This is a genomic window from Pseudoalteromonas sp. P1-26 (genome assembly GCF_001401795.1).
Lineage (GTDB): Bacteria > Pseudomonadota > Gammaproteobacteria > Enterobacterales > Alteromonadaceae > Pseudoalteromonas.
Map to the genome: position 1 here is coordinate 1 of NZ_LKDX01000017.1, position 20,624 is coordinate 20,624.

At 41.7% G+C, this 20,624-nt stretch carries 22 protein-coding genes; 7 read left to right on the forward strand and 15 right to left on the reverse strand.

The window, feature by feature from the left end; translation table 11 throughout:
- Nucleotides 1-106 precede the first annotated feature (106 nt).
- Nucleotides 107-253, reverse strand: coding sequence for a DUF2986 domain-containing protein (locus AN394_RS21660; RefSeq protein ID WP_064971746.1), 147 nt, complete (start codon nucleotides 251-253; stop codon nucleotides 107-109).
- Between the two features lie 156 nt (nucleotides 254-409).
- On the opposite strand from AN394_RS21660, the gene AN394_RS10170 reads away from it, so the two are divergent.
- Nucleotides 410-1,900: a dipeptidase gene (locus AN394_RS10170; RefSeq protein ID WP_055021447.1), complete on the forward strand. Its 1,491-nt coding sequence runs from the start codon at nucleotides 410-412 to the stop codon at nucleotides 1,898-1,900.
- A gap of 65 nt (nucleotides 1,901-1,965) precedes the next feature.
- On the opposite strand, the gene AN394_RS10175 is transcribed toward AN394_RS10170, so the two are convergent.
- The 4 genes from AN394_RS10175 to AN394_RS10185 all read right to left on the reverse strand — a co-directional run bounded on the left by AN394_RS10175 (nucleotide 1,966) and on the right by AN394_RS10185 (nucleotide 5,040).
- A complete protein-coding gene (locus AN394_RS10175) occupies nucleotides 1,966-2,757 on the reverse strand; it encodes a putative porin (protein WP_055021448.1) in 792 nt (263 codons plus the stop codon).
- 126 nt (nucleotides 2,758-2,883) lie between these two features.
- Entirely contained in the window at nucleotides 2,884-3,312 is a 429-nt protein-coding gene (locus AN394_RS10180) for an OsmC family protein (RefSeq protein ID WP_055021449.1), read from the reverse strand.
- An 89-nt stretch (nucleotides 3,313-3,401) separates the two neighbouring features.
- Nucleotides 3,402-3,554: a DUF2256 domain-containing protein gene (locus tag AN394_RS21665; protein WP_082401584.1), complete on the reverse strand. Its 153-nt coding sequence runs from the start codon at nucleotides 3,552-3,554 to the stop codon at nucleotides 3,402-3,404.
- Complete coding sequence (locus tag AN394_RS10185) at nucleotides 3,544-5,040, reverse strand: cryptochrome/deoxyribodipyrimidine photo-lyase family protein (RefSeq protein WP_055021450.1); 1,497 nt, start codon at nucleotides 5,038-5,040, stop codon at nucleotides 3,544-3,546. The genes AN394_RS21665 and AN394_RS10185 overlap by 11 nt, the downstream gene beginning before the upstream one ends.
- A 168-nt stretch (nucleotides 5,041-5,208) precedes the next feature.
- Here AN394_RS10185 and AN394_RS10190 point away from each other — a divergent pair, with 168 nt between their 5' ends.
- Together AN394_RS10190 and AN394_RS10195 are read left to right on the forward strand one after the other, a co-directional pair.
- Nucleotides 5,209-5,496, forward strand: coding sequence for an EF-hand domain-containing protein (locus AN394_RS10190; RefSeq protein ID WP_055021451.1), 288 nt, complete (start codon nucleotides 5,209-5,211; stop codon nucleotides 5,494-5,496).
- Nucleotides 5,493-5,960, forward strand: a complete 468-nt coding sequence (locus AN394_RS10195) for a hypothetical protein (protein WP_054561972.1) — start codon at nucleotides 5,493-5,495, stop codon at nucleotides 5,958-5,960. The genes AN394_RS10190 and AN394_RS10195 overlap by 4 nt, the downstream gene beginning before the upstream one ends.
- Before the next feature lie 55 nt (nucleotides 5,961-6,015).
- Here AN394_RS10195 and AN394_RS10200 read toward each other — a convergent pair whose 3' ends face one another.
- Nucleotides 6,016-6,615 (reverse strand): FMN-dependent NADH-azoreductase, encoded by a 600-nt coding sequence (locus AN394_RS10200; protein ID WP_055021452.1) that lies wholly within the window; start codon nucleotides 6,613-6,615, stop codon nucleotides 6,016-6,018.
- Between the two features lie 188 nt (nucleotides 6,616-6,803).
- On the opposite strand from AN394_RS10200, the gene AN394_RS10205 reads away from it, so the two are divergent.
- Entirely contained in the window at nucleotides 6,804-8,726 is a 1,923-nt protein-coding gene (locus tag AN394_RS10205) for a S9 family peptidase (protein ID WP_054561970.1), read from the forward strand.
- A gap of 60 nt (nucleotides 8,727-8,786) precedes the next feature.
- Here the strand turns inward: AN394_RS10205 and AN394_RS10210 are convergent, their stop codons facing one another.
- The 3 genes from AN394_RS10210 to yghU are packed head-to-tail and all read right to left on the reverse strand — an operon-like array spanning nucleotide 8,787 to nucleotide 11,405.
- Entirely contained in the window at nucleotides 8,787-9,173 is a 387-nt protein-coding gene (locus AN394_RS10210; protein WP_054561969.1) for a hypothetical protein, read from the reverse strand.
- A 58-nt stretch (nucleotides 9,174-9,231) separates the two neighbouring features.
- The gene (locus AN394_RS10215; RefSeq protein WP_235576258.1) at nucleotides 9,232-10,557 is read right to left on the reverse strand and encodes an MFS transporter; all 1,326 of its coding nucleotides are present in this window, start codon (nucleotides 10,555-10,557) and stop codon (nucleotides 9,232-9,234) included.
- 8 nt (nucleotides 10,558-10,565) lie between these two features.
- Nucleotides 10,566-11,405 carry a glutathione-dependent disulfide-bond oxidoreductase gene (yghU, locus tag AN394_RS10220; protein WP_055021453.1) on the reverse strand — a complete coding sequence of 280 codons (840 nt, stop codon included), beginning with the start codon at nucleotides 11,403-11,405 and terminating at the stop codon, nucleotides 10,566-10,568.
- Nucleotides 11,406-11,516: 111 nt separating this feature from the next.
- On the opposite strand from yghU, the gene AN394_RS10225 reads away from it, so the two are divergent.
- Both AN394_RS10225 and AN394_RS10230 read left to right on the forward strand, forming a co-directional pair.
- Nucleotides 11,517-11,891, forward strand: coding sequence for an STAS/SEC14 domain-containing protein (locus AN394_RS10225; protein WP_054561966.1), 375 nt, complete (start codon nucleotides 11,517-11,519; stop codon nucleotides 11,889-11,891).
- Between the two features lie 8 nt (nucleotides 11,892-11,899).
- A complete protein-coding gene (locus AN394_RS10230; protein WP_054561965.1) occupies nucleotides 11,900-12,919 on the forward strand; it encodes an endonuclease/exonuclease/phosphatase family protein in 1,020 nt (339 codons plus the stop codon).
- A gap of 32 nt (nucleotides 12,920-12,951) precedes the next feature.
- Here the strand turns inward: AN394_RS10230 and AN394_RS10235 are convergent, their stop codons facing one another.
- Together AN394_RS10235 and AN394_RS10240 are read right to left on the reverse strand one after the other, a co-directional pair.
- Nucleotides 12,952-13,542 carry a rhomboid family intramembrane serine protease gene (locus tag AN394_RS10235; RefSeq protein ID WP_054561964.1) on the reverse strand — a complete coding sequence of 197 codons (591 nt, stop codon included), beginning with the start codon at nucleotides 13,540-13,542 and terminating at the stop codon, nucleotides 12,952-12,954.
- A 112-nt stretch (nucleotides 13,543-13,654) separates the two neighbouring features.
- A complete protein-coding gene (locus AN394_RS10240; RefSeq protein WP_054561963.1) occupies nucleotides 13,655-14,341 on the reverse strand; it encodes a type 1 glutamine amidotransferase domain-containing protein in 687 nt (228 codons plus the stop codon).
- Nucleotides 14,342-14,475: 134 nt separating this feature from the next.
- On the opposite strand from AN394_RS10240, the gene AN394_RS10245 reads away from it, so the two are divergent.
- Nucleotides 14,476-15,387: a LysR family transcriptional regulator gene (locus AN394_RS10245; protein ID WP_054561962.1), complete on the forward strand. Its 912-nt coding sequence runs from the start codon at nucleotides 14,476-14,478 to the stop codon at nucleotides 15,385-15,387.
- On the opposite strand, the gene AN394_RS10250 is transcribed toward AN394_RS10245, so the two are convergent.
- The 4 genes from AN394_RS10250 to AN394_RS10265 form a co-directional block, all read right to left on the reverse strand.
- Nucleotides 15,384-16,121, reverse strand: a complete 738-nt coding sequence (locus AN394_RS10250; protein WP_054561961.1) for a dienelactone hydrolase family protein — start codon at nucleotides 16,119-16,121, stop codon at nucleotides 15,384-15,386. The genes AN394_RS10245 and AN394_RS10250 overlap by 4 nt on opposite strands.
- Nucleotides 16,122-16,210: 89 nt before the next feature.
- Entirely contained in the window at nucleotides 16,211-17,380 is a 1,170-nt protein-coding gene (locus AN394_RS10255) for a glycerophosphodiester phosphodiesterase family protein (RefSeq protein ID WP_235575476.1), read from the reverse strand.
- A 95-nt stretch (nucleotides 17,381-17,475) separates the two neighbouring features.
- Complete coding sequence (locus AN394_RS10260) at nucleotides 17,476-18,333, reverse strand: carboxylate/amino acid/amine transporter (RefSeq protein WP_054561959.1); 858 nt, start codon at nucleotides 18,331-18,333, stop codon at nucleotides 17,476-17,478.
- Nucleotides 18,334-18,422: 89 nt separating this feature from the next.
- The gene (locus tag AN394_RS10265; protein ID WP_054561958.1) at nucleotides 18,423-20,561 is read right to left on the reverse strand and encodes a M3 family metallopeptidase; all 2,139 of its coding nucleotides are present in this window, start codon (nucleotides 20,559-20,561) and stop codon (nucleotides 18,423-18,425) included.
- Nucleotides 20,562-20,624 lie beyond the last annotated feature (63 nt).

Here is a 20,624-nt window from a genome sequence, read left to right on the forward strand (position 1 = left end):
GACCGCTGACCGCTGACCGCTGACCGCTGACCGCTGACCGCTGACCGCTGACCGCTGACCGCTGACCGCTGACCGCTGACCGCTGACTGCTGACAACTAGGTATTTTTAACTTTCCTGCTCAGCTTCTTGCTGTGCTAATTTTTCGCGTTCTGCTTTTGAGATGTATGCCGGTTTATTGCTTTTATGCAATTTTGCATTGGCACGCTTATCTTTTTGCTTAAGTTTAGTGAAGATCTTTTTTCTGCGGTTCATGAGTCTAACAAACGAATTAATAGGGTGAGTGGCTATTGTACCTTGTTGGTATTTTTAAGCGATCTATTTTGCTTGAATTAGAGATGTTATGTCGGCGTTATAAGCGTTACAATCAAGGCGACTTTCTAAAAACCTTCTTAAACTCTGGAGCTTATCTTGAAACATTCATTACTTGCTGCATTTTTATTAAGTGCTTTCTCTAGTCAGGCTGCTGTGTCTGAGCAAAGTGAAAAGCTGGCTAACTACGCGGTAGAGCAATATCAACAAGCGCAAATTCATACCTTAGAGAATTTAGTTTCGTATCCAACGGTAAATAAAGAAGGTCTAGCGACTCCTGATAACCCAGATTTCATTGGCTTTAAGTCGTTCTTAAAAATGAAAGCGGCGCAGTTTGGTTTTGATTATCAAGATTTAGGCTACACAGTGTTAATTGGCATGGGTAACCAAGCTGAAAAAGTAACCATAGTAACCCATGGTGATGTGCAACCAGCAGATGCCAGTAAATGGCAGCAAAGTCCATTTAAAATGGATAAAACCTCTGAGCCAGGAAAGCTAATTGCACGTGGTACAGAAGATGATAAAGGGGCAATTGCGACTGCACTGCATGCAATGAAGGCGATCAAAGACAAGGGTATTACATTAAATAACCGTATTGAATTAATGGTTTACCTTGCAGAAGAGTCTGACTGGGCACCACTCGAAGAGTTCATGAAAACCTATCAGCAACCAAAATACGCAGTCACTATTGATGCTTCATACCCTGTGGTTGTTGCAGAAAAAGGCTGGAGCTTAATTGCCCCGACTTTCTCAGCGACCTCAGCACAAACAGGCTTATATGTTAGTGACTTAAAAGGCGGCGCCTTTGTTAGCCAAATCCCTGAAGATGCCAGTGTGTTAGTACATAACGCTGATGCGGCAACTGTGGCTAAATTGCACGATAATGTCGCTAAGCTCAAAAACGTCAAAGTGGCGATGACTGAGCAAGACAATGGCTTGTTAGTCCAAGTGAAGGGGATTTCAGCGCATTCATCTGAGCCAGAAGCGGGTGAAAATGCCGTTGCGCACCTTGCAGAAATATTTAAAGGTATTGATCTTGAGAACAATAGCGATGGCCAAGCAATTGAGTTTATCAATCAGCTAATTGGCCTTGATTTATACGGCGCGCAATTCGGTGAAATTGGTTACAAGCATGACTTTATGGGCCCGATGACTGTATCGCCAACCTTATTAAGCCGCGATGGTAACGACATTAAACTGTCGATTAATATGCGTCGCCCGGTAGGTAAACAAGAAGCTGTGCTTGAGCAGCAAATTAATGAAGCGCTTAGCGCTTGGCAAACCACTAATGGAGTTACGTTAAAAGACACGAAAGTGGTGATTGGTACGCCAATGCTGTTAGATGGTGCGCCTCATGCAGAAGCATTACTCGATATCTTTAAGCACTTTACCGGCGATAAAGACGCGGGCTTTGTGTCAATTGGTGGTGGCACAAATGCTAAGCTGTTTGATAATGCGGTGTCATTTGGTCCATCAATGCCAGGTAAAAAGTACACAGGTCACTCAGAGCATGAGTTTATTACTGAAGAGCAGTTAGCACTGAACTTAAAAATGTACACTGCAATGATGATTAAGCTAGGTAATATGTAATTCTATAAACTGAAAACGCCGCTTTATAGCGGCGTTTTTGTTTAAAGCTGTTGGCTCATATCAGTTTAAAACTGGGCAACAAACTTAAGGTTATAAAGTTCAGCAGAGCCGCTTTCAGTGTAATTAGCGGTTAAATAGTATTTATCATTAATAAAGTACTTGCCTTGTAAAACGAGTTCAGAATCATCCAAACCTGCGCCTATGGCATAGTGATCGCCGAAGTAGTAGCTGATCATGGCATTGCTTGCTGAATCATTAAGGCTGTCTTGGTGGCCAACATCGACAGTAATGTAATGGCTACCACTTAAATGATTAAAGTATCTGGCAGAGACATTCCAAACGTCGAGTTCATCATCTGTTTCTGCACTAAAACCAAGGTAATCTTTATCGTTTATTTGGAGGTTATACTGCGCTTTTAAGCGGAAATAATCATCACCATATTCACGCACATCCTTATTTACAGAGACCTTTAAGGCATCGGCAAATAAATAGCCTATTCCTAAGGTATAGTCATCAGCATCATCAACATCGTAAATTTCACCTGTAACAAACCAGTTTTTATAAAATCCTTCACCAAACAAGCCAAGATAATCAGTGTAATCGCTATTAAAGTAATTCACTCGGATGTTGGAATCTGTATCTAGGTAGCCATAATCATCAAGTACCCCAGAGCTCTGCTGCTCCTCAAAGTAGTAATGGCTCACTAATTGGTAAGCATTAAAACTATATCTGTTACTCTCTATGTGCGTATAGTCGATACTATTGAACCATTGTTTACTCATCTGTTGTTCTGTTGCGATCGAGCAGCTTGAATAAGCAAGTGCTGCCAGAGCAATAGGGGCAAGTTGTTTAAACATACATATCCTTGTTGTATTTGGTTTTGCTTCATCAAGATAATACAACAAGTAGGTATTTACATTGTAATAAAGTGTTGTGGGTCTGTTAGTTTGTGAAAAGGCCAAGCAGTGCTTGGCCTACAGAGATTAATTAAGCGTTGTGGTGAGTGATATTTCGGCATTCATCAGTTTAGAAATAGGGCAGCCTTGCTTGGTTTGCTCACAAAGTTGCTCAAACTTTTCGCTCGAAATTTCTTTTATCTTTGCACTAACATCAAGTGCAATGTGACTCACTTCGAAGCCCTCATCAACTTCATCAAGACTCACTGTTGCTTTGGTCGTTATGTCGTCAGCGACAAAGCCTGCTTCAGTTAGTGCAAGCGATAGCGCCATGCTAAAACAGCTACTGTGTGCCGCTGCAACCAGCTCTTCAGGGTTAGTGCCCGGCTTATCTTCAAAGCGAGTGTTAAAGCCAAATGGCTGTTTCTCAAGCGCGCCACTTTGACTAGAAATATAGCCTTTGCCAGATTTAATATCACCAGACCAACTCGTATGTGCAGATTTTTTAATCGTCATCGTCATCTCCTTTGTAAATTATTTCGACAACCGTGAAAGGCTTTCAGGGTTTTGTGCCGAAAACTGTGAGTTAACGATATAAGTGCAACTTAAACGCCAATATTTCTTTTTGCTTCACGCTTGCAACGTTCTGAGCAGTACTTTACATGCTCCCAGTCACGTTGCCATTTTTTACGCCACATAAATGGCCTGTCGCAAACGGGGCAGGTTTTGCTGGGTAAATTAAGCTTTTTATGAGCCATGGCGTTGTCTTTTTAGGCTTATCACATGCTTATTCAGTACGGCTTTTATGCCATGCTTTACATCATCACGTTCTCGAAATGACCATAATCGCTCACGTGCTTGTTTGGCTGCATGTTCAATATCTACCATAGGCTCAGGGTAGTCTTCGCCGAGTTTAAAGTTATTAAATAAGGCCTCCATTGGCGGCTGTTGCCATGGCTGGTGGAGATCTTCTATGGGTAAGTTTTTAAGCTCAGGGCACCATGTTTTAATAAATATGCCATCTGGGTCTTTATCTTCAGATTGCTTTATTGGGTTATACAAACGAATCGTGTTGGTTCCTGTGACCGATGCTTGCATTTGGATTTGTGGGTAGTGAATACCAGGCTCAAAATCTAAAAAATAACGCGATAAAATAAAGCTGACTGATTGCCAATGAATGTTCATATGATGAGTCATAAAGCTGACCAACATAGCGCGCATTCGAAAATTAATGTAACCCGTTGCTGCGAGGCAGCGCATGCACGCATCAATAATGGGAATACCTGTTTGACCTTGCTCAAAGCGTTTTAAGTGCTCTGCAACGAGTTCATCATCGCGATAAGGGTAGTGCTTGTAGCCCGCATTTTGCGGTGCAAACTCCATGCTGCATTGAGTTTCGAATTTTTGCATAAAATGGCAATGCCAGTGAAGCCTTGACTCGAAAGCATGTAATGAGCGACGCCAGCTTAAAGGCTGCTTTGCTAAATAGTATTTTAGAGTTTGATAAACTTGTCTGAGGCTCAAGTTGCCAAAGGCTAAGTAAGGCGAAAGCCTAGAGCATGAATCTCTACTTTTGGAAGGACTCGAGATACCACTTTGGTAGCTCTTTGCACGCTCTTCTACAAAGCTCTGTAGGCAAGCTCTGGCTGCATGAGGGCCACCATATTGAAACTGCGGGTCGTGCTTTAGAAAATCATCAGCACAGGTTGCTGCTTGGTAATTATGAGGCAGCACTGCATTAAAAGCTTGCCAATTTGGCGTTACAAGGCGTTGGTTCATCACGCCATGCCAATGTGTTTGCCAATCAAACTGTTTTGGCCGCGCTCGTTTTACACCTCCAAGTGGCGTTTCGTGCCATGGAATTACTTTACTGTTTAGCCAGCGTTTGACCTGTTTATCTCGCTCAAAGGTATTGTAAAGACCTATTTCTTCATGACTATAAACCCCTGCAATATCAAAATCTTCACTAAGGGTTTCTAACAAGGTAATCATTTCTTGATTATAAATAGCGATTTCAGCGTTGTATTTTTCGAGCTGTTGGTTGATGTCTTTAAGTGACTGAGCAACAAAACGCCAGTGCCTAAAGCTGTAATGGGGGTCTTCGAGTAATAGGGGCTCAAAGTTGTAAATAAGTAAGCAAGGCAGCTCTGATGCAATTGCACTGGCAAGTGGCTGATGATCAGATAGTCGTAGGTCACGTTTAAACCAAACAAGATTTACTTTTTGTTTTTTTGAGCCTGCCATAAACGTGGAGTTGAAAATTGCTTTAATGATTATACGTAGCAAGTCACAACTTAGATTAATTACTAAAGCAATCCACAAAGTTTCCACATTTGTAGCATATTGCCCACACACTTTTGGATGGTATTCAGATTATGCTTACGGTCAATTGAATGACATAAGAGGTTCGCTATGAAGCAATTATCTGCACTTTCTGTTTTAGCTATTTCGTTGTTAGCCACAGCGCCCGCTTGCTTTGCTCGCGACCATCAAGGCGGTCCACCCCAGCGACCTGACTTTGCATCGATTGATATAGATGGCAATGGGGCGATTGATTTTACTGAGTTTAGTGAACAGCCTATGCCTGAAGATATGCTGCAAACCATTTTTAATGACATGGATGCTGATCAAAATGGTGAAGTAACTGAAGACGAGTTCAACAACCATAAACCACCAAAACGTAAGGAAAATCAACGATGATCAACAGTGTTTCATCGGGTGCGAATTTTCAGCCCATGCAACGACCTCAAGCAGAGCCGTTGACCAGTGAACAAACAGAGTTAATGAATGAAACCTTAGCTCAGTTTGATCCTGAAAACTTAACTGCAGAAGATGCACAATCTATTATGCAGACATTTATGGATGCGGGTATTCAACCGGGTCAAGAAATGGAAGCAATTATGGCTGAAGCTGGCTTTGATGCCGCTGAAGTCGGTGAATTAGGTCGTCCTGAAGGTGAGCGTCCGCCTGGTCCGCCACCACCGCCGCCAAGTGGTAATTCACTTGAGCAGGTTGATAGCGAAGAAGTTGTCAGTTATTTAGATGAGTTGTTAGCGCAATATTCTGATCAACTGGGAGAAGAAGATAAAGAAGCGATTCTAGCCTCTGTGCAAGAAAAGTTTGGTTTATCTGAAGGTGATTCGCTGTTATCGGTCACAGCGTAAATCACAAAGCGGTCATGATGACCGCTTTTTTATATCTAGCTTTATTAATCACATATTAAAGTGACGCGGTGAAAGCCTTTATTTCGTTTTGTGCAGCTTCTAAGCTTTGATCTGCACCTGGCATTGCAAGGCCTTCAGCGTAAATAAAGTTAACATCAGTCATACCCACAAAACCAAGTACATCTTTTAAGTATTTAGTTTGTGTATCCATGTCGGTGCCTTGATATACACCACCACGGGCAGCAAGTACCACTACTTTTTTGTCTTTAATTAAACCTACAGCGCCTTGCTCTGTATATTTAAATGTAATACCAGCACGAGCAATACGATCAATCCAAGTTTTGAATGTTGATGGAATACCAAAGTTATACATTGGCATACCAATGACAATCAGTTCGTTATCGTTAAGTTCAGCAATTAAATCGTCAGAAATTGCAGCAAGTAGCTTTTGCTCATCGCTACGTTCGTTTGCATCAGTCATCCAAGCAGCCATTTCTGTCTGCGTTAAGTGAGCAATCGCATTGTCGCTTAAATCGCGAGTTGTTACTGAAATTTGTTGGTTGTTAGCAAGCTGCTCAACAAATAGTTGGCTAAGCTTGGTTGAATTACCTTGTTCACCATTTAAAGATGAATTTAACACAAGTACTTTTTTCATCATGTCACCTAAGAAAACTGAAGTTGTGCAGCTATTATAATTAGCAAAAAATAAATTAATAATGCTATTAATCGAGTGTTACGTTCGTTTTAAACGAATGGAAGAGGTGTCTAATTTTTTTGAATTAGTCTTTTTTTGTAATTTAATGTTACTATTGCCGCGACAATAAAAAAGAAATGGACTTTATTATGAAGTACTTACTGCTTACTCTTTTTGCAGTGCTGAGCTTAATGCCTCGTGCTGCTGAAAACACACAACTCCCTGTAGAATCATTCGCCTCTTTACGCGCTTTTAGCCAAGTAAAATTTTCGCCAAATGGTAAAAATTTATCGTTTATTCGAAATGTAAATGGTGAGCTGGTTTTAATGGTTTATAACCGTAAAACTAAAGAAGCTGATTCTATTATTCGTTCAGATAATCATACTATTTTCTTCGATTGGTATGAATGGGCAAATGATGAGGTACTTCTTTTAGGTGCCCGCTATATTCAACGCCAATTTGGCGGCCCTAAATATACCTCTACACGTTTATATGCATATAAAATTGGTGGTGATGGCAAGGCGAAACTGGCTATAAAGCCTAACTTTAATCGTGATGAACGCCAACCGCAATTTGGTGATCAGGTAATCAGCTTTTTACCCGATAAAAAAGATAAAATTTTAGTTCAAGGTGATTTTGATGTTGCCAATGCCCCTGGCGTGTATGAACTTGATTTAAGTACACTTCGTAAGAAAAAAATTCAGCGCTCACGTAGTAAAGTGATTGATTGGACAGCAGACCGCCAAGGTAATGTGCGTATTGCCCTAAAAATGGATGAAGACGAATTTGAATATATTCTTTATGACGAAGATCGAGATAACCGTAAAACGTTATTCAAATATAAAGCATTTAGCCCTGATGTAGTGACTGTTTTGGGCTTCGATAAAGACCCTAATATTCTTTACTTCAAAGCTCTTAAAGATGGCTATGATGCGCTTTATAAAATGGACCTAACGACCATGAAAAAAGAGTTAGTGTTCAGCGATGATAATTATGACTTCGATGGTCATATATTCTATTCATCTCTTACAGGTGAAGTAGCAGGGTTTACGCACTCTCAATTAGATGAGGGGATCCGTTACTGGGATGAAGATTTAAACAACCTTTATAATGGCTTACGCGCTGTATTGCCGGCAGATAAGTTTGATATTGATATTATTGATACTAGTAAAGAACAGCGTCAATATGTGGTTTACGTTTCAGGTGAGCAAATCCCTGGTACCTATATGTTGGGTGACCGGGATTCTAACGAATTAACTGCATTTGCCTCGGCATTTCCAGATGTTGATGAAACTGTTTACAGTGGTAAAAAGAAAATTAGTTATAAAGCTCGTGATGGCTTAACTATTGAAGGGTATTTAACTCTACCTGTGGGCTACAAAGAAGGTGATAAGTTACCAACAATTGTGTTCCCGCATGGTGGGCCAATGGCTCGTGATTACGCTGGTTTTGACTATTGGACTGCGTTACTTGCTTATAATGGTTATGCAGTACTGCAACCAAACTTCCGTGGTTCAAGTGGCTATGGGCATGAATTTGAGATGGCTGCAGTTCAAGGTTTTGGTAAAGAAATGCAAGATGATTTGCAAGATGCGGCGAATTGGCTTGTTGAAGAAGGTATCGCTAATAAAGATAAAATTTGTATTGGCGGGGCAAGTTATGGTGGCTATGCTGCATTAATGGCAGTGGTTAAACACCCTGAAACATTCAAATGTGCAGCAAGCTTTGCTGGCGTTACTGATCTTGAGCGTATTGTTAGTAAAGCGCGTTATTTCACTAATAAAGAAATTGTGCGTAAGCAATTTGGAACTGATGGCGATAAACTAGAAAAAGTGTCGCCTGTTAATTTTGCAAAGCAAATTAATCGTCCGGTGCTATTGGTTCATGGCTCTGATGATAATGTAGTGCCTGTTTATCATAGTCGTGAAATGGATGATGAACTTAAAGACGAAGGCAAAGATGTTACTTATATTGAGCTCGAAGATGGCGACCATTACTTATCGCACCAGCCGTATAGAATTAAAACGTTAAAAGCGTTTTTAGAGTTCTTCGATAAGAACTTGAAAAACTAGAATTAGCAAAGAAAAAGGCGACCTAGGTCGCCTTTTTTAATACCTGATTCTGCGTCAATTTTATTTATAAGCTAATTCAGCATCAATATTGCGCATTAAGTTGGTAACCCAATTGATATATTGGCGGTGGATTTTTTTGCCATTGTAATCAAGGTTTATCGAATCTTTGTAATCAATAGAATATTCTTGCTCGTTAAACGTAATATCAACGCGTAATTGGTGTTTACGAATATCAAGTTTACCTAAGATTTGGCCTTCGGCATTTGAACGACACGTCCAGCCTAGTTTCATACATGCTTTTAAAATATTGGTTTTGATACTTTCAAGGTCATGTTGGCCAGACGCCATTTGCGGTACAGGGTTTGCGTCAAAGTTACGAATAGGCACACTGGTGCTACAAGCAGAAAGTGTAAGTAGCGTAAGAAGTGCAAGAGCTGCCTTTTTCATAGTAAGTCCTTTTTGGAGATAAAATCAGCGCGATTATGCGCTTTTTTTACTGCATGGTCTAGGCATCGGGTAAAAACCACGCACTAATTGCACCAAGTAAGCCTAAGATACTGTAGAAAAAAATTAACTCAGCAGTCGTTAAGTAGGTATTTAGTAAGCCGACGCTACCTAGCAGTAATAATATAACTCCGATCACCGTATTACTAACAGAGACATAGTCAGTGCGCTTGTTTCCTTCAGCCATATCAACAAGGTAGGTTTTACGACCAAGGCGAACCCCTTGATGAGCTACGGTGAGTAAAAAATAACAGAGCGGTAATAGCCAAAATTCATTGAGCGTTTGTGGGCTCAGATAAGCAACTAAATAAACGGCGAAACCGTTGAGGGTGACGAGCATTGCAGCAAACACTAATACCTTGCGGCTCGATAAATCACTTAGTCGACCCCAGATAGGCGCAGAGACTAAGCTGGCAAGCCCAGAAAGCGCCATAAACGTAGCAAGTAGTGAAAAGTCGAAAGCCTGTTCACTAGCAAGAACGATATAAAACGGGGCGCTCAAAGCAGAACATAGCAACAACGCACGAGTGATAATAAAGTGAGCAAATTGTTTATCTTGGTAAAGCAGTTTTAATTTTGATAAAGCATGCAGAAAGCCGTTTTCAGCGCCCTCGGTTGCACCCTTGTATTCTTGAATGCGGCTATAACTGAGCGCTGCAAACAGCCACATTAAAGCGGCCAGCATTAAAGCAACATACACCCCATTTTCATAGCCAAGGCTTTGTAGATACCATAAACCAAGACCAAATGTGAGCGTTGCAAATCCTGCAAAACTCGCAGCAAGACCGCTAATGCTGCCTCGTTGTTGTTTAGGTATGACCTTGCCTAATACATCTTTTGCAGCAATGGAATTAAAGCCACGAGCAAGGCTAAAGATAATCAAAATAGCGATGATAGCAAAACCTGCCGTTGCACCTTGAAGTGTTAAAGCACAAATAAGCATGCCTACAATACACAAGGCTTGCACTATGGCGCCAATCACCCAAACCCACTTTCTGACAGGCAGCCTACGAATAGCACTTGCGATGGCCAGTTGTGGCAACATTGAGCCTGACTCACGAATAGGCACAAGCCAAGCAATAAAACTACTTGGTACATTAATGCTCTGTAAAAGCCAAGGCAGGGTCACTTTAGGGTTTAACAGGGCATCTGCAAACTTACTAAATAGTTGGCTTACTAATAAGGTAAGAAAATTGCCGGGCACTACTTTACAAGCAGCTTCATCAATTGCTTTGCAGGCACGGGCATCCTCGGTGTTACTGAGGCGTTGGTAGATATCTTCTTTACTGAGCTTTTGCATACTTTTTATTTTTATGAAAAAGGGCATTTAAGCCCTTAAAAATCTTCCTTAGAGTGGCGCTCTGCTAACTGCTCAGCTTCATCACCCCATGTTTTGTTTACTCTGCGACCTCGTTTTACAGCAGGGCGGCGCTCAATTTGTTTTGCCCAGCGCATCACATGACTATATGACTCAACATCTAAAAACTCTGCCGCATCATATAAATTGCCAAGTACCAAGCTGCCATACCAAGGCCAAATAGCGATATCGGCAATTGAATATTCGCTACCAGCCATGTAGTCATGGTCGCTTAAATGGCGGTTTAATACGTCTAACTGGCGTTTTACTTCCATGGTGAAACGGTCAATTGGGTACTGCATTTTGAATGGTGCATAACTATAAAAGTGACCGAAGCCTCCGCCTAAGTAGGGGGCAGAGCCCATTTGCCAAAACAGCCAATTACGACATTCTGTTTTACTGGCGTGATCGCTTGGGATCAGCGCATCAAATTTCTCAGCCAAGTATTGTAAAATTGCACCTGACTCAAACACGCGAGTAACGGGCGTGGTACTGTGGTCCATTAAGGCTGGGATTTTTGAATTAGGGTTAACACTGACAAACCCTGAAGAGAATTGATCACCATCGCCAATTTTAATTAAAAATGCATCGTAGTCAGCTTCATCAATACCAAGCTCTAATAGTTCTTCGAGCATGATAGTCACTTTTTGGCCGTTTGGTGTCGCAAGTGAGTAGAGTTGGAGATCGTGTTTACCAACGGGCAAGTCTTGCTCGTGGGTTGCACCTGAGACCGGACGATTAGTCTTCGCCCATTCACCACCGTTTTCTGCATCCCATTGCCACACTTTAGGTGGCGTATAACTGTCGGTATTACTCATTGAAACTCCTAAATTGTGCTTTAATGAATGTCATTACTAGACTACCATCCTAGTTGATCAGATAGAGCAAGGGAAGTACAGTTATTAATTATGAATAACAAGGAGGATGACATGAAAAAGCATGGTTTAGCCATTGGCCTTGAGCGAACTGGCACGACTTTTTATCTCACAATTAAAGTAGTCGGAAAGCTTACCCACGAGGATTATAAAACTCTCACTCCTCTTATAGATAATGCTGTAGCGGCAGTTCCGAGTGCAAAAATAAGAGCCTATGTTGATATTACTGAGTTAGAAGGCTGGGAGTTACAAGCGGCGTGGGATGATTTTAAGTTAGGCCTTAAACATAACAAAGAGTTTTGCCGTATAGCTGTGCTTGGTAATAAAAACTGGCAACAAGTGGCAAGCAAAGTGGGTAACTGGTTTATCAGTGGCGAAGTGAAATACTTTGAAGACCTGATTATTGCCACTGAGTGGTTACACGAATAAGGAGTTAAGTGATAGAAAACAGTCAATTAAAGGTGGCGACGTTTAATTTATATAATTATTTATCGCCACCTGACGCATTTTATGATTTTCAGCGCATTTATAGCGCTGAGCAGTGGGCCAAAAAGCAGCGCTGGTTGGCTGATTACCTTAAAAATCAGCAGCCAGATATCATTGGCTTTCAAGAAGTGTTCAGTATCAATGAGCTAAAACAACAAGTTAACGCAGAGGGTTACCCCTATTTTGCAGTCGTTGATGAGCCAACGGTGATTGATGACTTTATTTATCGCGATCCGGTTGTGGCTATTGCCTCACGCTATAAAATTGTTGCTGTCAGTCAGGTTGAGGCAGAGCAAGATGATATTTTAGCGATGGGCTTGAGCGATAATTTTAACTTTAGCCGCAGTATTATTCGCGCGACACTTGAAGTACCTCACTTAGGACACGTCGATTGCTATGTAGTGCACTTTAAATCTAAGCGCAGCATGCTCCATCACCAAGAGGATGAAAGCCAAAGCGAACAGCAAAACTTAGTTATGCAGTTAAAATCGCAAGTTCTTGGACGCTGGGCATCAAGCATGCAGCGTGGCAGTGAAGCAGCGCTGTTACTCGTAGAAATCATTAAGCGCAGAGCGCACACTAATAACCCTGTGATTGTGATGGGGGACTTTAATAATGAGTTACACGATGGCGTGCTTAACCATTTAATCGCTGACCACCTTCGTTTTAGCGGTCATAGGCAAAATAGCCCATCTCGTTCAGAGTTTAAACTACAAGATAGTTGGCAACTCTATCAGCGCCATGTTGTCACCGAGAACGACAGAGAAGCCACCCACTATTTTGGCAGTAGCAGCTCAGTATTTGATTATATTTTGTTATCCCGTGAGTTTGATGCCGGGTTTCAGGGTAGCTTTTTTGAGGTGGTTGATTATCACACCTATGATCAGCACTTGATCAACCCCCAGTTTGCCTATGATGATCAAAGTACCGACCATGGCGTTGTGATGGTGACAATGAAGTTGAGAGACTAGAAGCTAATAGCTTTCAGCTTTCAGCTTTCAGTTTAAAGCTTAGGTCTCTTTTGCTTATCACGCTTTGCCATAATATAGCCGATGAATGCGCCGCTAATTGCGCCGAATAAATGGCTTTCGAATGAAATATGAATGCGCTGCGGGAAGACACCCCAAATCAGGCCGCTGTATAACACAACAACCGCAATACTGATTAAAATGGCTTTGAATGAGCGGTGCATAATGCCGTAGCTAATTAAGTAGCCCCATAAACCGTAGATAACACCACTTAGTCCTACATGAATATTGCTGCGGCCAAATAGCCATACTAATAACCCACCAATGAGCGCTGTGCCTGCAAACACCAGCCAAAAGCGTTTTACGCTAAATTGGCAAACTAGCCAGCCGAGAATCGCAAATGGCACTAGGTTACTAAAAAGGTGTGCCCAGCCACCATGTAAAAATGGCGCAAAAAACACCCCCGATAAACCAGACATTTGTCTTGGCAAAATACCTAAGCCGTTTAAGTTTATGCCGGGTAGGGTATTAATTATTTGCAGTACCAAGCACACCAGCATAATGCCTAAAATTGCGAATCGCTTACTACTAATAGGAGGAATTTTGACAGCTTTTTTTTCAGTCATGATGAGAAGCTCTTAAATCAATGTGACCGAATGAGTATAACTTATTAAAAGTGAAGGTAAACACCTTGATATGCAAGGTGTTTACTAAAGGTCTAGGGCATGTTGACTTATTTTAACCTAATTTGGTTAATAGTTTTTTCGCAGCAAGCTCTGAACTTGCAGGGTTTTGCCCTGTGATTAGTAGGCCATCTTCAATCGCAAGCTCGCCCCAATCATCGGTTTTTTGATACTGACCACCTTGTTTGATTAGCTCATCTTCAACAAGTAATGGCACAACATTGGTAAGTTGTACGGCGTCTTCTTCTGAATTACTAAAGCCGGTTACTTTTTTATCAAATACCACAGATTTACCAGCTGCATTTTTCGCATTCAGTAATACTGCACTGGCGTGACATACTGCACCCACTGGCTTCTCTGAATTAATAAATTGCTCAATTAAGCTAATTGAATCTTGGTTATCAACTAAGTCCCATAGCGGACCATGGCCACCAGGGTAAAATACCGCATCAAAATCATCGGCTTTAACTTCAGCCAGAGGTTTAGTGTTAGCCATTAAAGTTTTTGCCGCACTGTCTTGCTCAAAACGTTTTGTGGCATCGGTTGCTGCATCAGGGGCTGCACTGTTTGGATCAACCGGAGGTTGGCCACCTTTAACAGAGGCTAAAGTTACCTCTACACCAGCATCAATAAAGGCGTAGTAGGGCGCCGCAAATTCTTCAACCCAAAAGCCTGTTTTATGGCCTGTATCGCCAAGCTCATCGTGTGAAGTGAGTACCATTAAAATTTTCTTAGCTGACATAGTGAATCCCTTTTTGTGTATTAAACATCGTTGATAACACTATAGGGGTGAAAATAGAGTTAAACAACGCAGATAAATTTGACTTCATTGGTTTAATAATTGATACAATTATTCAGGTTAGATTAGGAGTTTGTATGAAAGTATCGTTTGAGCAATTAAAAAGCATGGTGGTGTTTGCCCACATTGTGCAGCAAGGCAGCTTAACTAAAGCAGCTCAGCAACTTGGTTTATCAAGGGCTGTTGTTAGTTATCACTTAAAGAAATTAGAACAGCAACTAAAGCTTACCTTGCTTAACCGCTCAACGCGTACCATGACCCTCACCGAAGCAGGTATGGCTTATTATGAACGTTGTCAGGCTATCACCGAGCACGCTGAGGCAGCTAACTTACACCTTGAAAACTTAAAGAGTGAACCGGTTGGGGTTATTAAATTGAGTTGCCCGGTGAATGTAGGCTTGCAACTTGTGGTACCAGCACTGGCTCAGTTTAAGCGTTTGTATCCGAAAATTGATATTGATTTACAGCTTAGTGATGATGTGGTTGATATCATCAAAGAAGGCTACGACTTAGCGATTAGAGGCGTGGCCCTTGAAAGCTCAAGCTTACAAGCCTCTAAACTTGCAAGTATGGCTACTTGCTTATGTGGCTCAGTCGATTACTTTACAAAATACCCTATACCAAAGAGCATCGCCGATTTAGCGGAGCATACATGGGTGGTGTATCAACCAAGTAGTGCTGTTGTCACGCTAGAAAAAGATAAACGCCGCTTTGAGGTGGCAGTTAGTGGTGGCATAAGTACCAACAACGCTGCTGCACGAACTGCCTTTGTAGAAGCTGGGCATGGCTTAGCGAAAATCCCAGTTTATGATGCATTGCCAAGGATCAAAGCAGGATTGTTACGCACAATCTTAGATGATTACAAAACTGCTGATATTGAACTTTATGGCGTATTCCCGCCAGGGGCGGCGGGAAGTAAAAAGCTGCGGGTTTTACTTGATTACTTGAAGGATTATTTTACTAATCAAGTAGCCACTATGACGATTTAAACAAGTGTGCGATTAAATAAAGCGACTGCTTGTTGATACATGCTGATGGCAAGAGCTGGGTCGTATCGGTCGCCTTCGTCGCGCATAAACGCATGTTGGGCGTTCACTTCTTGCCACTGGTAATTAATGCCTGTTGCCACCGCTTGTTGGTAAATTTTAAGGCGGCCTTCTTTTGGTACATGTGGGTCTTGTTTACCCCAAACAAAGTGGATCTCACCTTTAATATCTGCCATGCGCTCAAATGAGTTATTACCTGCTTGTGCTGGTAAAGTATCGCTGTGTATATCTGTCGCGTATAAACAAAAAGCGGCTTTGATACTTGGGTTTAATGCAGCACGGTATGCAAGGTGACCACCAATACATACGCCCATCGCACCTACATTTCCTGTGCAGTATTCTTGCTGACGTGCAAATGCAATTAAGGCGTCAGTATCTGAGTCATGGCTCTCAAGCGGTTTTGCCCATTTGTCGGCATTGCCTTTGTCTTTACCAGCATCATCATAGGCAAGTACTGTCCCAATAGGATTTAACTCATGAAAAACTTCTGGCACTAACACGACAAAACCATGACCAGCAAGTATTGCCGCAGAGCGTGCAATTGGTGCTGTTTCTTGGAAAATCTCAGAATAGAAGATAATACACGGGTATTTACCTTCTTCTACAGGACGATAAATACTGGTGCGCATTACACCTGTGTTAGTCGCTATGTCGTGGCTATGGTGCTGAATAATCATGTTTATCCTTGTAAAAAACGGTTTAGCTAATAATACCTCAGCTCCACCTTTTGGACGAGTAAAAGCCCTTGAAATTTATTGATGCTCAGTTAACTCTCTGAGGCAGGATACTGCATACAGCTTGCGTAATAGGTAAGAGTAGCAGGCCAGTCAGAGAAAATAGCCATTACACCAATTTGCTTAGCAAGCACGTCTATCACATTCATCATTTGCCCATCTTGTTTAATTACACGGGCAATCGACTGGTAATAATAACCACCGCCATTATTTAATGGACCAGAGCGCTCTAAACTCCAAGTAATGATGTTCAGTCCAGCTTGTTTAGCTTTAATAGCATAAAGGGAAGGCACGATTGCACCTGACTCATCAAGGCTCAAAAGCATCCACATTGGCGGTGCGATAATGCGTACTCCATCGTTATATAGAGCCTGCATTGATGGCTGCCAAGTTGTTTCATCCATGGCATCAAAGTCTGCTTGCTCATCTCGGCCATCAAGATAAATACTGTTGTTTGCAAATTCAGGGTGATTGTTTAGCCAATACTTCACATCTTCAAGATTAAATGATTGAGGATAAACATCTTGGCTATTCACACCTAAAGCTCGGTACTCATCAAGCATTTTTTGCGCATAATCTTGCTGGCTAAAACCGTTAAATGGCATGCTAACTTCTGGGCTTTTTAGTTCGGGTGTCATTTTTACACCCAGTGATTTGAATAACTCAATGCTTTGCTGGTGGGTCATTACGGTGCCACTGTTTGCGTATAAATCAGTGCGCCAGCTTGGTGTGCCTTGCATATATTCTGCGACCGTTTTGGCATTTGCATTGGCACCATCCATTTTAGCTTTTAAGGTTAAAAACTCAGCTTGGGTGATATCGCTGGTGCAGCATTTAGCATGAGCTGGTTGGCCGTCTTTGGCCGGGGTAAAAGGTTGGCTGCATTTTGCAGCGAGCTCAGGAATCGCTAAAATGTTGGTAGTAGTGTGTAAATCACACTGTGAATGGCGACACACGAGTTGTTTGTCTTTAGTAAAGGCGACGTCACATTCAAGTACGCCTGCGCCCATTCTTGCAGCGGCTAAATATGACTCTTTGCTGTGCTCAGGAAACTGCATGGGGGCACCGCGATGACCAATTACAAAATCAGTTTTGTAAAAAGGGTCATTACCGCAGGCAGCAAGTTGCTGCTTTAAAGGCCCATCTGTCATCTTGTCGATTAAATAGTAAGGCCTTGCACCCACTTGCACTGCCTGATCCATAGGCAGATTCTTACAGCCTTGAATAACGAAAACTAAACAACATAAAACCAGTGCGCGCATAACAGCATCCCTCTAATCGAATAGAGTTTAGCCTATCATGACTCCGTGGCAGTTTTATTAAGTTTCTGATTTATAATAAGTGCTAATAAGATAATCGCTGCGCCGATAGCAAGCTTGATGATATCGGCATCACGATTCCAAATCACAATGTTAACGATGATCCCAGCTGGGATCAGTAGGTTATTCATTACGGCCAAGGCACCTACATTGACAATAGTCGCGCCCTTATTCCACGCGAAATAACCAAGCCCTGAAGCAATCGTGCCTAAGTAAATTAACACGCCCCATTGTGTCGTTGTGGTGGGTAGCTTACTGGTATCACCAAATAAGCCGTAACAAATCAGTGCGACAATTAAAGCGCCAATAAAGAACCAAGCAAACACCCGAGAGTGAGGGAGTTGCTCATCTTGCATTAAACGTTTGTAAGTTACTTGACCGGTAGCAAAGCAAATATTGGCAGCCTGAACCATTAACATACCAATAAGATAGTTTTCATCGACGCCTTCATAGCGAATAGCAACGGCGCCTAAAATAGCTAGCATTGCGGCGAATAAAAACTTTGCATTAAAACGTTTTTCAAGCAAATCGTTTAACAAAGTGATGTAAAGTGGCGTCATTACCGTGAATAGCAGTACCTCGGGCACACTGAGGTACAAAAACGAATGGTAATAGAAGCTGTACATCACACCAAGTTGTACTGCGCCTATTGCCATGAGCTTTAGGGCTAAGGCTTTAGGGGTTTTACGCCAGTGCAAAAAGGGCAAAAACACGCAAGTTGCCAAGCCGATGCGCATTAAGACACTAAACCATGCATCTACTTGGCCTGCTAAATAAACACCAATAAGACTAAACGAAAAGGCCCAAAGTAGGGTTACAGCAAATAAGTAGGTCATGTTTGATTAATTTGTAATTTTAAAAATTGCACTATAACAAAAAGCCCGCATTAATTGCGGGCTTTCATCATTTTGCGAATAATTTTAGATTATTCAACTAAACCACGACGCTTTAATAGTGCGTCTGTTGTTGGTTTTTGACCACGAAACTCAATGTAGCTTTGCATTAAGTCGCGGCTATTACCTTTAGATAAAATCTCTTTACGGAAATTATCACCGTTTTCACGTGTTAAACCACCTTCTTCGGTCATGTGTGCAAACGCATCTGCTGCGAATACTTCAGTCCAAAGGTAAGCGTAATAACCCGCTGAGTAACCACCGGCAAAGGTGTGGCTGAAGTAGCAAGACTTATAGCGTGGTGGTACTGGGTAGTAAGCAATACCGTGCTTGTCTAATGCATCATGTTCAAACTTTTGAACGTCTGTAATGTCAGCATCAACACCAAATGAGTGCCATTCCATATCAAGCAGTGCCGCAGCTAAATACTCAGTTGTATCAAAGCCTTGGTTGAATTTTTGTGACTCAAGTACTTTATTTAAAAGCGCTTGTGGAATTGGTTCACCTGTTTTGTAGTGCTTGGCATAGTTTGCAAGTACTGTTGGTTCAATATTCCAGTCTTCATGTGCTTGTGAAGGGAATTCAACGAAGTCACGAGCAGTTGCTGTACCCGCTAAGCTTGGGTATTTAACATCAGAGAATAAACCGTGTGCAGCGTGACCAAACTCATGGAACATAGTCGTTACTTCAGAGAAAGTCATAAGTGTAGGTTGACCTTCAGCTGGCTTAGGAATGTTCTGTGCGTTGTAGATCACAGGCATAGTGTCTTTAAGGCCGCTTTGGCTAACATAAGCACTCATCCATGCACCACCACGTTTACCTTCACGTGCGTAAGGGTCCATGTAGAATAGACCGATAGCGCTACCGTCTTCGTTAAATACTTCAAACACCATGACGTCTTCGTGATAAACCGGTAAGTCTTTACGCTCTTTAAAGGTAATGCCGTAAAGTTTATTCATCGCAAAGAATAAACCGTCGTGGATCACTGACTGCATTTCAAAGTAAGGCTTAACTAAAGCAGGGTCTAAGTCGTACTTCTCTTGGCGAACTTTCTCAGCGTAAAACGCCCAGTCCCAAGGTTGAAGCGCAAACGTTTCACCTGACTTTTTAATTACTTGTTGGATTTGCTCTGCTTCAGCTTCTGCTTTAGCAACCGCTTTCGGTGCTAAGTCATCAAGGATGCCGTAAACATTTTCAGTTGTTTGCGCCATACGATTAGTCATTACATACGAAGCCCAATCTTTATAACCAAGTAATGCCGCTTTTTCTGCACGTAGTTTAGTTTCTTTGATGATGATAGGGCTGTTTGTTGCTTGTGCACGCGTTGAAGAAGTTGTCCAAATCTTTTCACGAAGCTTGCGGTTTTCAAGGCTTTGTAAGATAGGTTGGCGAGTCGTGTTCACCAATGTGATCATGTAACCTTCTTTACCTGCTTTTTTAGCAGCAGCTGCAAGGCTTGCAATTTCACCTTCAGATAAACCCGCTAATTCACTTTTATCTTTAACTAAAATCACATCTTCTTTAAATGATTTTAAGATGTTTTGTGAAAACTCAGTTGAAAGCTTGGCAAGCTCTGCGTTGATTTCACGCATTTTTGCTTTTTCAGCTTCAGTTAGTTTTGCACCCGCGTTAACGAACTTTTTGTAGTAGTAATCAACAAGGCGTTGATCTTCAGCATTTAAAGATGCTTTGTTGTCGTAAATGCTTTGTACGCGAGCAAATAAAGCTTTGTTTAGGTAAATGTCATCAGTGTGAGCTGACATAATCGGCGCCATTTTCGCGGCGATACGTTGGTACTCACTGTCAGAGATTAAACCTGATAAGTTAAAAAATGCCGCAGATGTGCGGTCTAATAGCTCACCAGAGAACTCCATTGCAACAAGGGTATTTTCAAATGTTGCTGGTTCTGGGTTGTTTGCAATCTTTGCAATTTCAGCTTTTTGCTGTGCGATGCCTGCTTCAAACGCTGGCTCGTAGTCTTTGGTCGAAATTTTATCAAACTCAGGGGCCATGTATTGTAAAGGGCTTGGCTTGAAAAGAACGTTTTCAACATTAGCTGTTTGTGTTTCAGCGGCAGTTTCAACTTGAGTTTGAGTGTCGGCTTGTTGTGAACTACAAGCAGATAATAAAAGCACACTAGCAATCGTAGTTGCTACTAAGGTCTTACGCATGAGAGCTCCAAAAATGTGGATAAATTTTTTCTAACTTACCAAATTTTTGGCTAGAAACAATCA

Coding starts and splice junctions, on each gene's coding strand:
- AN394_RS21660 (WP_064971746.1), bottom strand. CDS start 253: ATGAACCGCAGAAAAAAGATCTTCACTAAACTTAAGCAAAAAGATAAG.
- AN394_RS10175 (WP_055021448.1), bottom strand. CDS start 2,757: ATGTTTAAACAACTTGCCCCTATTGCTCTGGCAGCACTTGCTTATTCA.
- AN394_RS10180 (WP_055021449.1), bottom strand. CDS start 3,312: ATGACGATTAAAAAATCTGCACATACGAGTTGGTCTGGTGATATTAAA.
- AN394_RS21665 (WP_082401584.1), bottom strand. CDS start 3,554: ATGGCTCATAAAAAGCTTAATTTACCCAGCAAAACCTGCCCCGTTTGC.
- AN394_RS10185 (WP_055021450.1), bottom strand. CDS start 5,040: ATGGCAGGCTCAAAAAAACAAAAAGTAAATCTTGTTTGGTTTAAACGT.
- AN394_RS10190 (WP_055021451.1), top strand. CDS start 5,209: ATGAAGCAATTATCTGCACTTTCTGTTTTAGCTATTTCGTTGTTAGCC.
- AN394_RS10195 (WP_054561972.1), top strand. CDS start 5,493: ATGATCAACAGTGTTTCATCGGGTGCGAATTTTCAGCCCATGCAACGA.
- AN394_RS10200 (WP_055021452.1), bottom strand. CDS start 6,615: ATGAAAAAAGTACTTGTGTTAAATTCATCTTTAAATGGTGAACAAGGT.
- AN394_RS10205 (WP_054561970.1), top strand. CDS start 6,804: ATGAAGTACTTACTGCTTACTCTTTTTGCAGTGCTGAGCTTAATGCCT.
- AN394_RS10210 (WP_054561969.1), bottom strand. CDS start 9,173: ATGAAAAAGGCAGCTCTTGCACTTCTTACGCTACTTACACTTTCTGCT.
- AN394_RS10215 (WP_235576258.1), bottom strand. CDS start 10,557: ATGCCCTTTTTCATAAAAATAAAAAGTATGCAAAAGCTCAGTAAAGAA.
- yghU (WP_055021453.1), bottom strand. CDS start 11,405: ATGAGTAATACCGACAGTTATACGCCACCTAAAGTGTGGCAATGGGAT.
- AN394_RS10225 (WP_054561966.1), top strand. CDS start 11,517: ATGAAAAAGCATGGTTTAGCCATTGGCCTTGAGCGAACTGGCACGACT.
- AN394_RS10235 (WP_054561964.1), bottom strand. CDS start 13,542: ATGACTGAAAAAAAAGCTGTCAAAATTCCTCCTATTAGTAGTAAGCGA.
- AN394_RS10240 (WP_054561963.1), bottom strand. CDS start 14,341: ATGTCAGCTAAGAAAATTTTAATGGTACTCACTTCACACGATGAGCTT.
- AN394_RS10245 (WP_054561962.1), top strand. CDS start 14,476: ATGAAAGTATCGTTTGAGCAATTAAAAAGCATGGTGGTGTTTGCCCAC.
- AN394_RS10250 (WP_054561961.1), bottom strand. CDS start 16,121: ATGATTATTCAGCACCATAGCCACGACATAGCGACTAACACAGGTGTA.
- AN394_RS10255 (WP_235575476.1), bottom strand. CDS start 17,380: ATGGATCAGGCAGTGCAAGTGGGTGCAAGGCCTTACTATTTAATCGAC.
- AN394_RS10260 (WP_054561959.1), bottom strand. CDS start 18,333: ATGACCTACTTATTTGCTGTAACCCTACTTTGGGCCTTTTCGTTTAGT.
- AN394_RS10265 (WP_054561958.1), bottom strand. CDS start 20,561: ATGCGTAAGACCTTAGTAGCAACTACGATTGCTAGTGTGCTTTTATTA.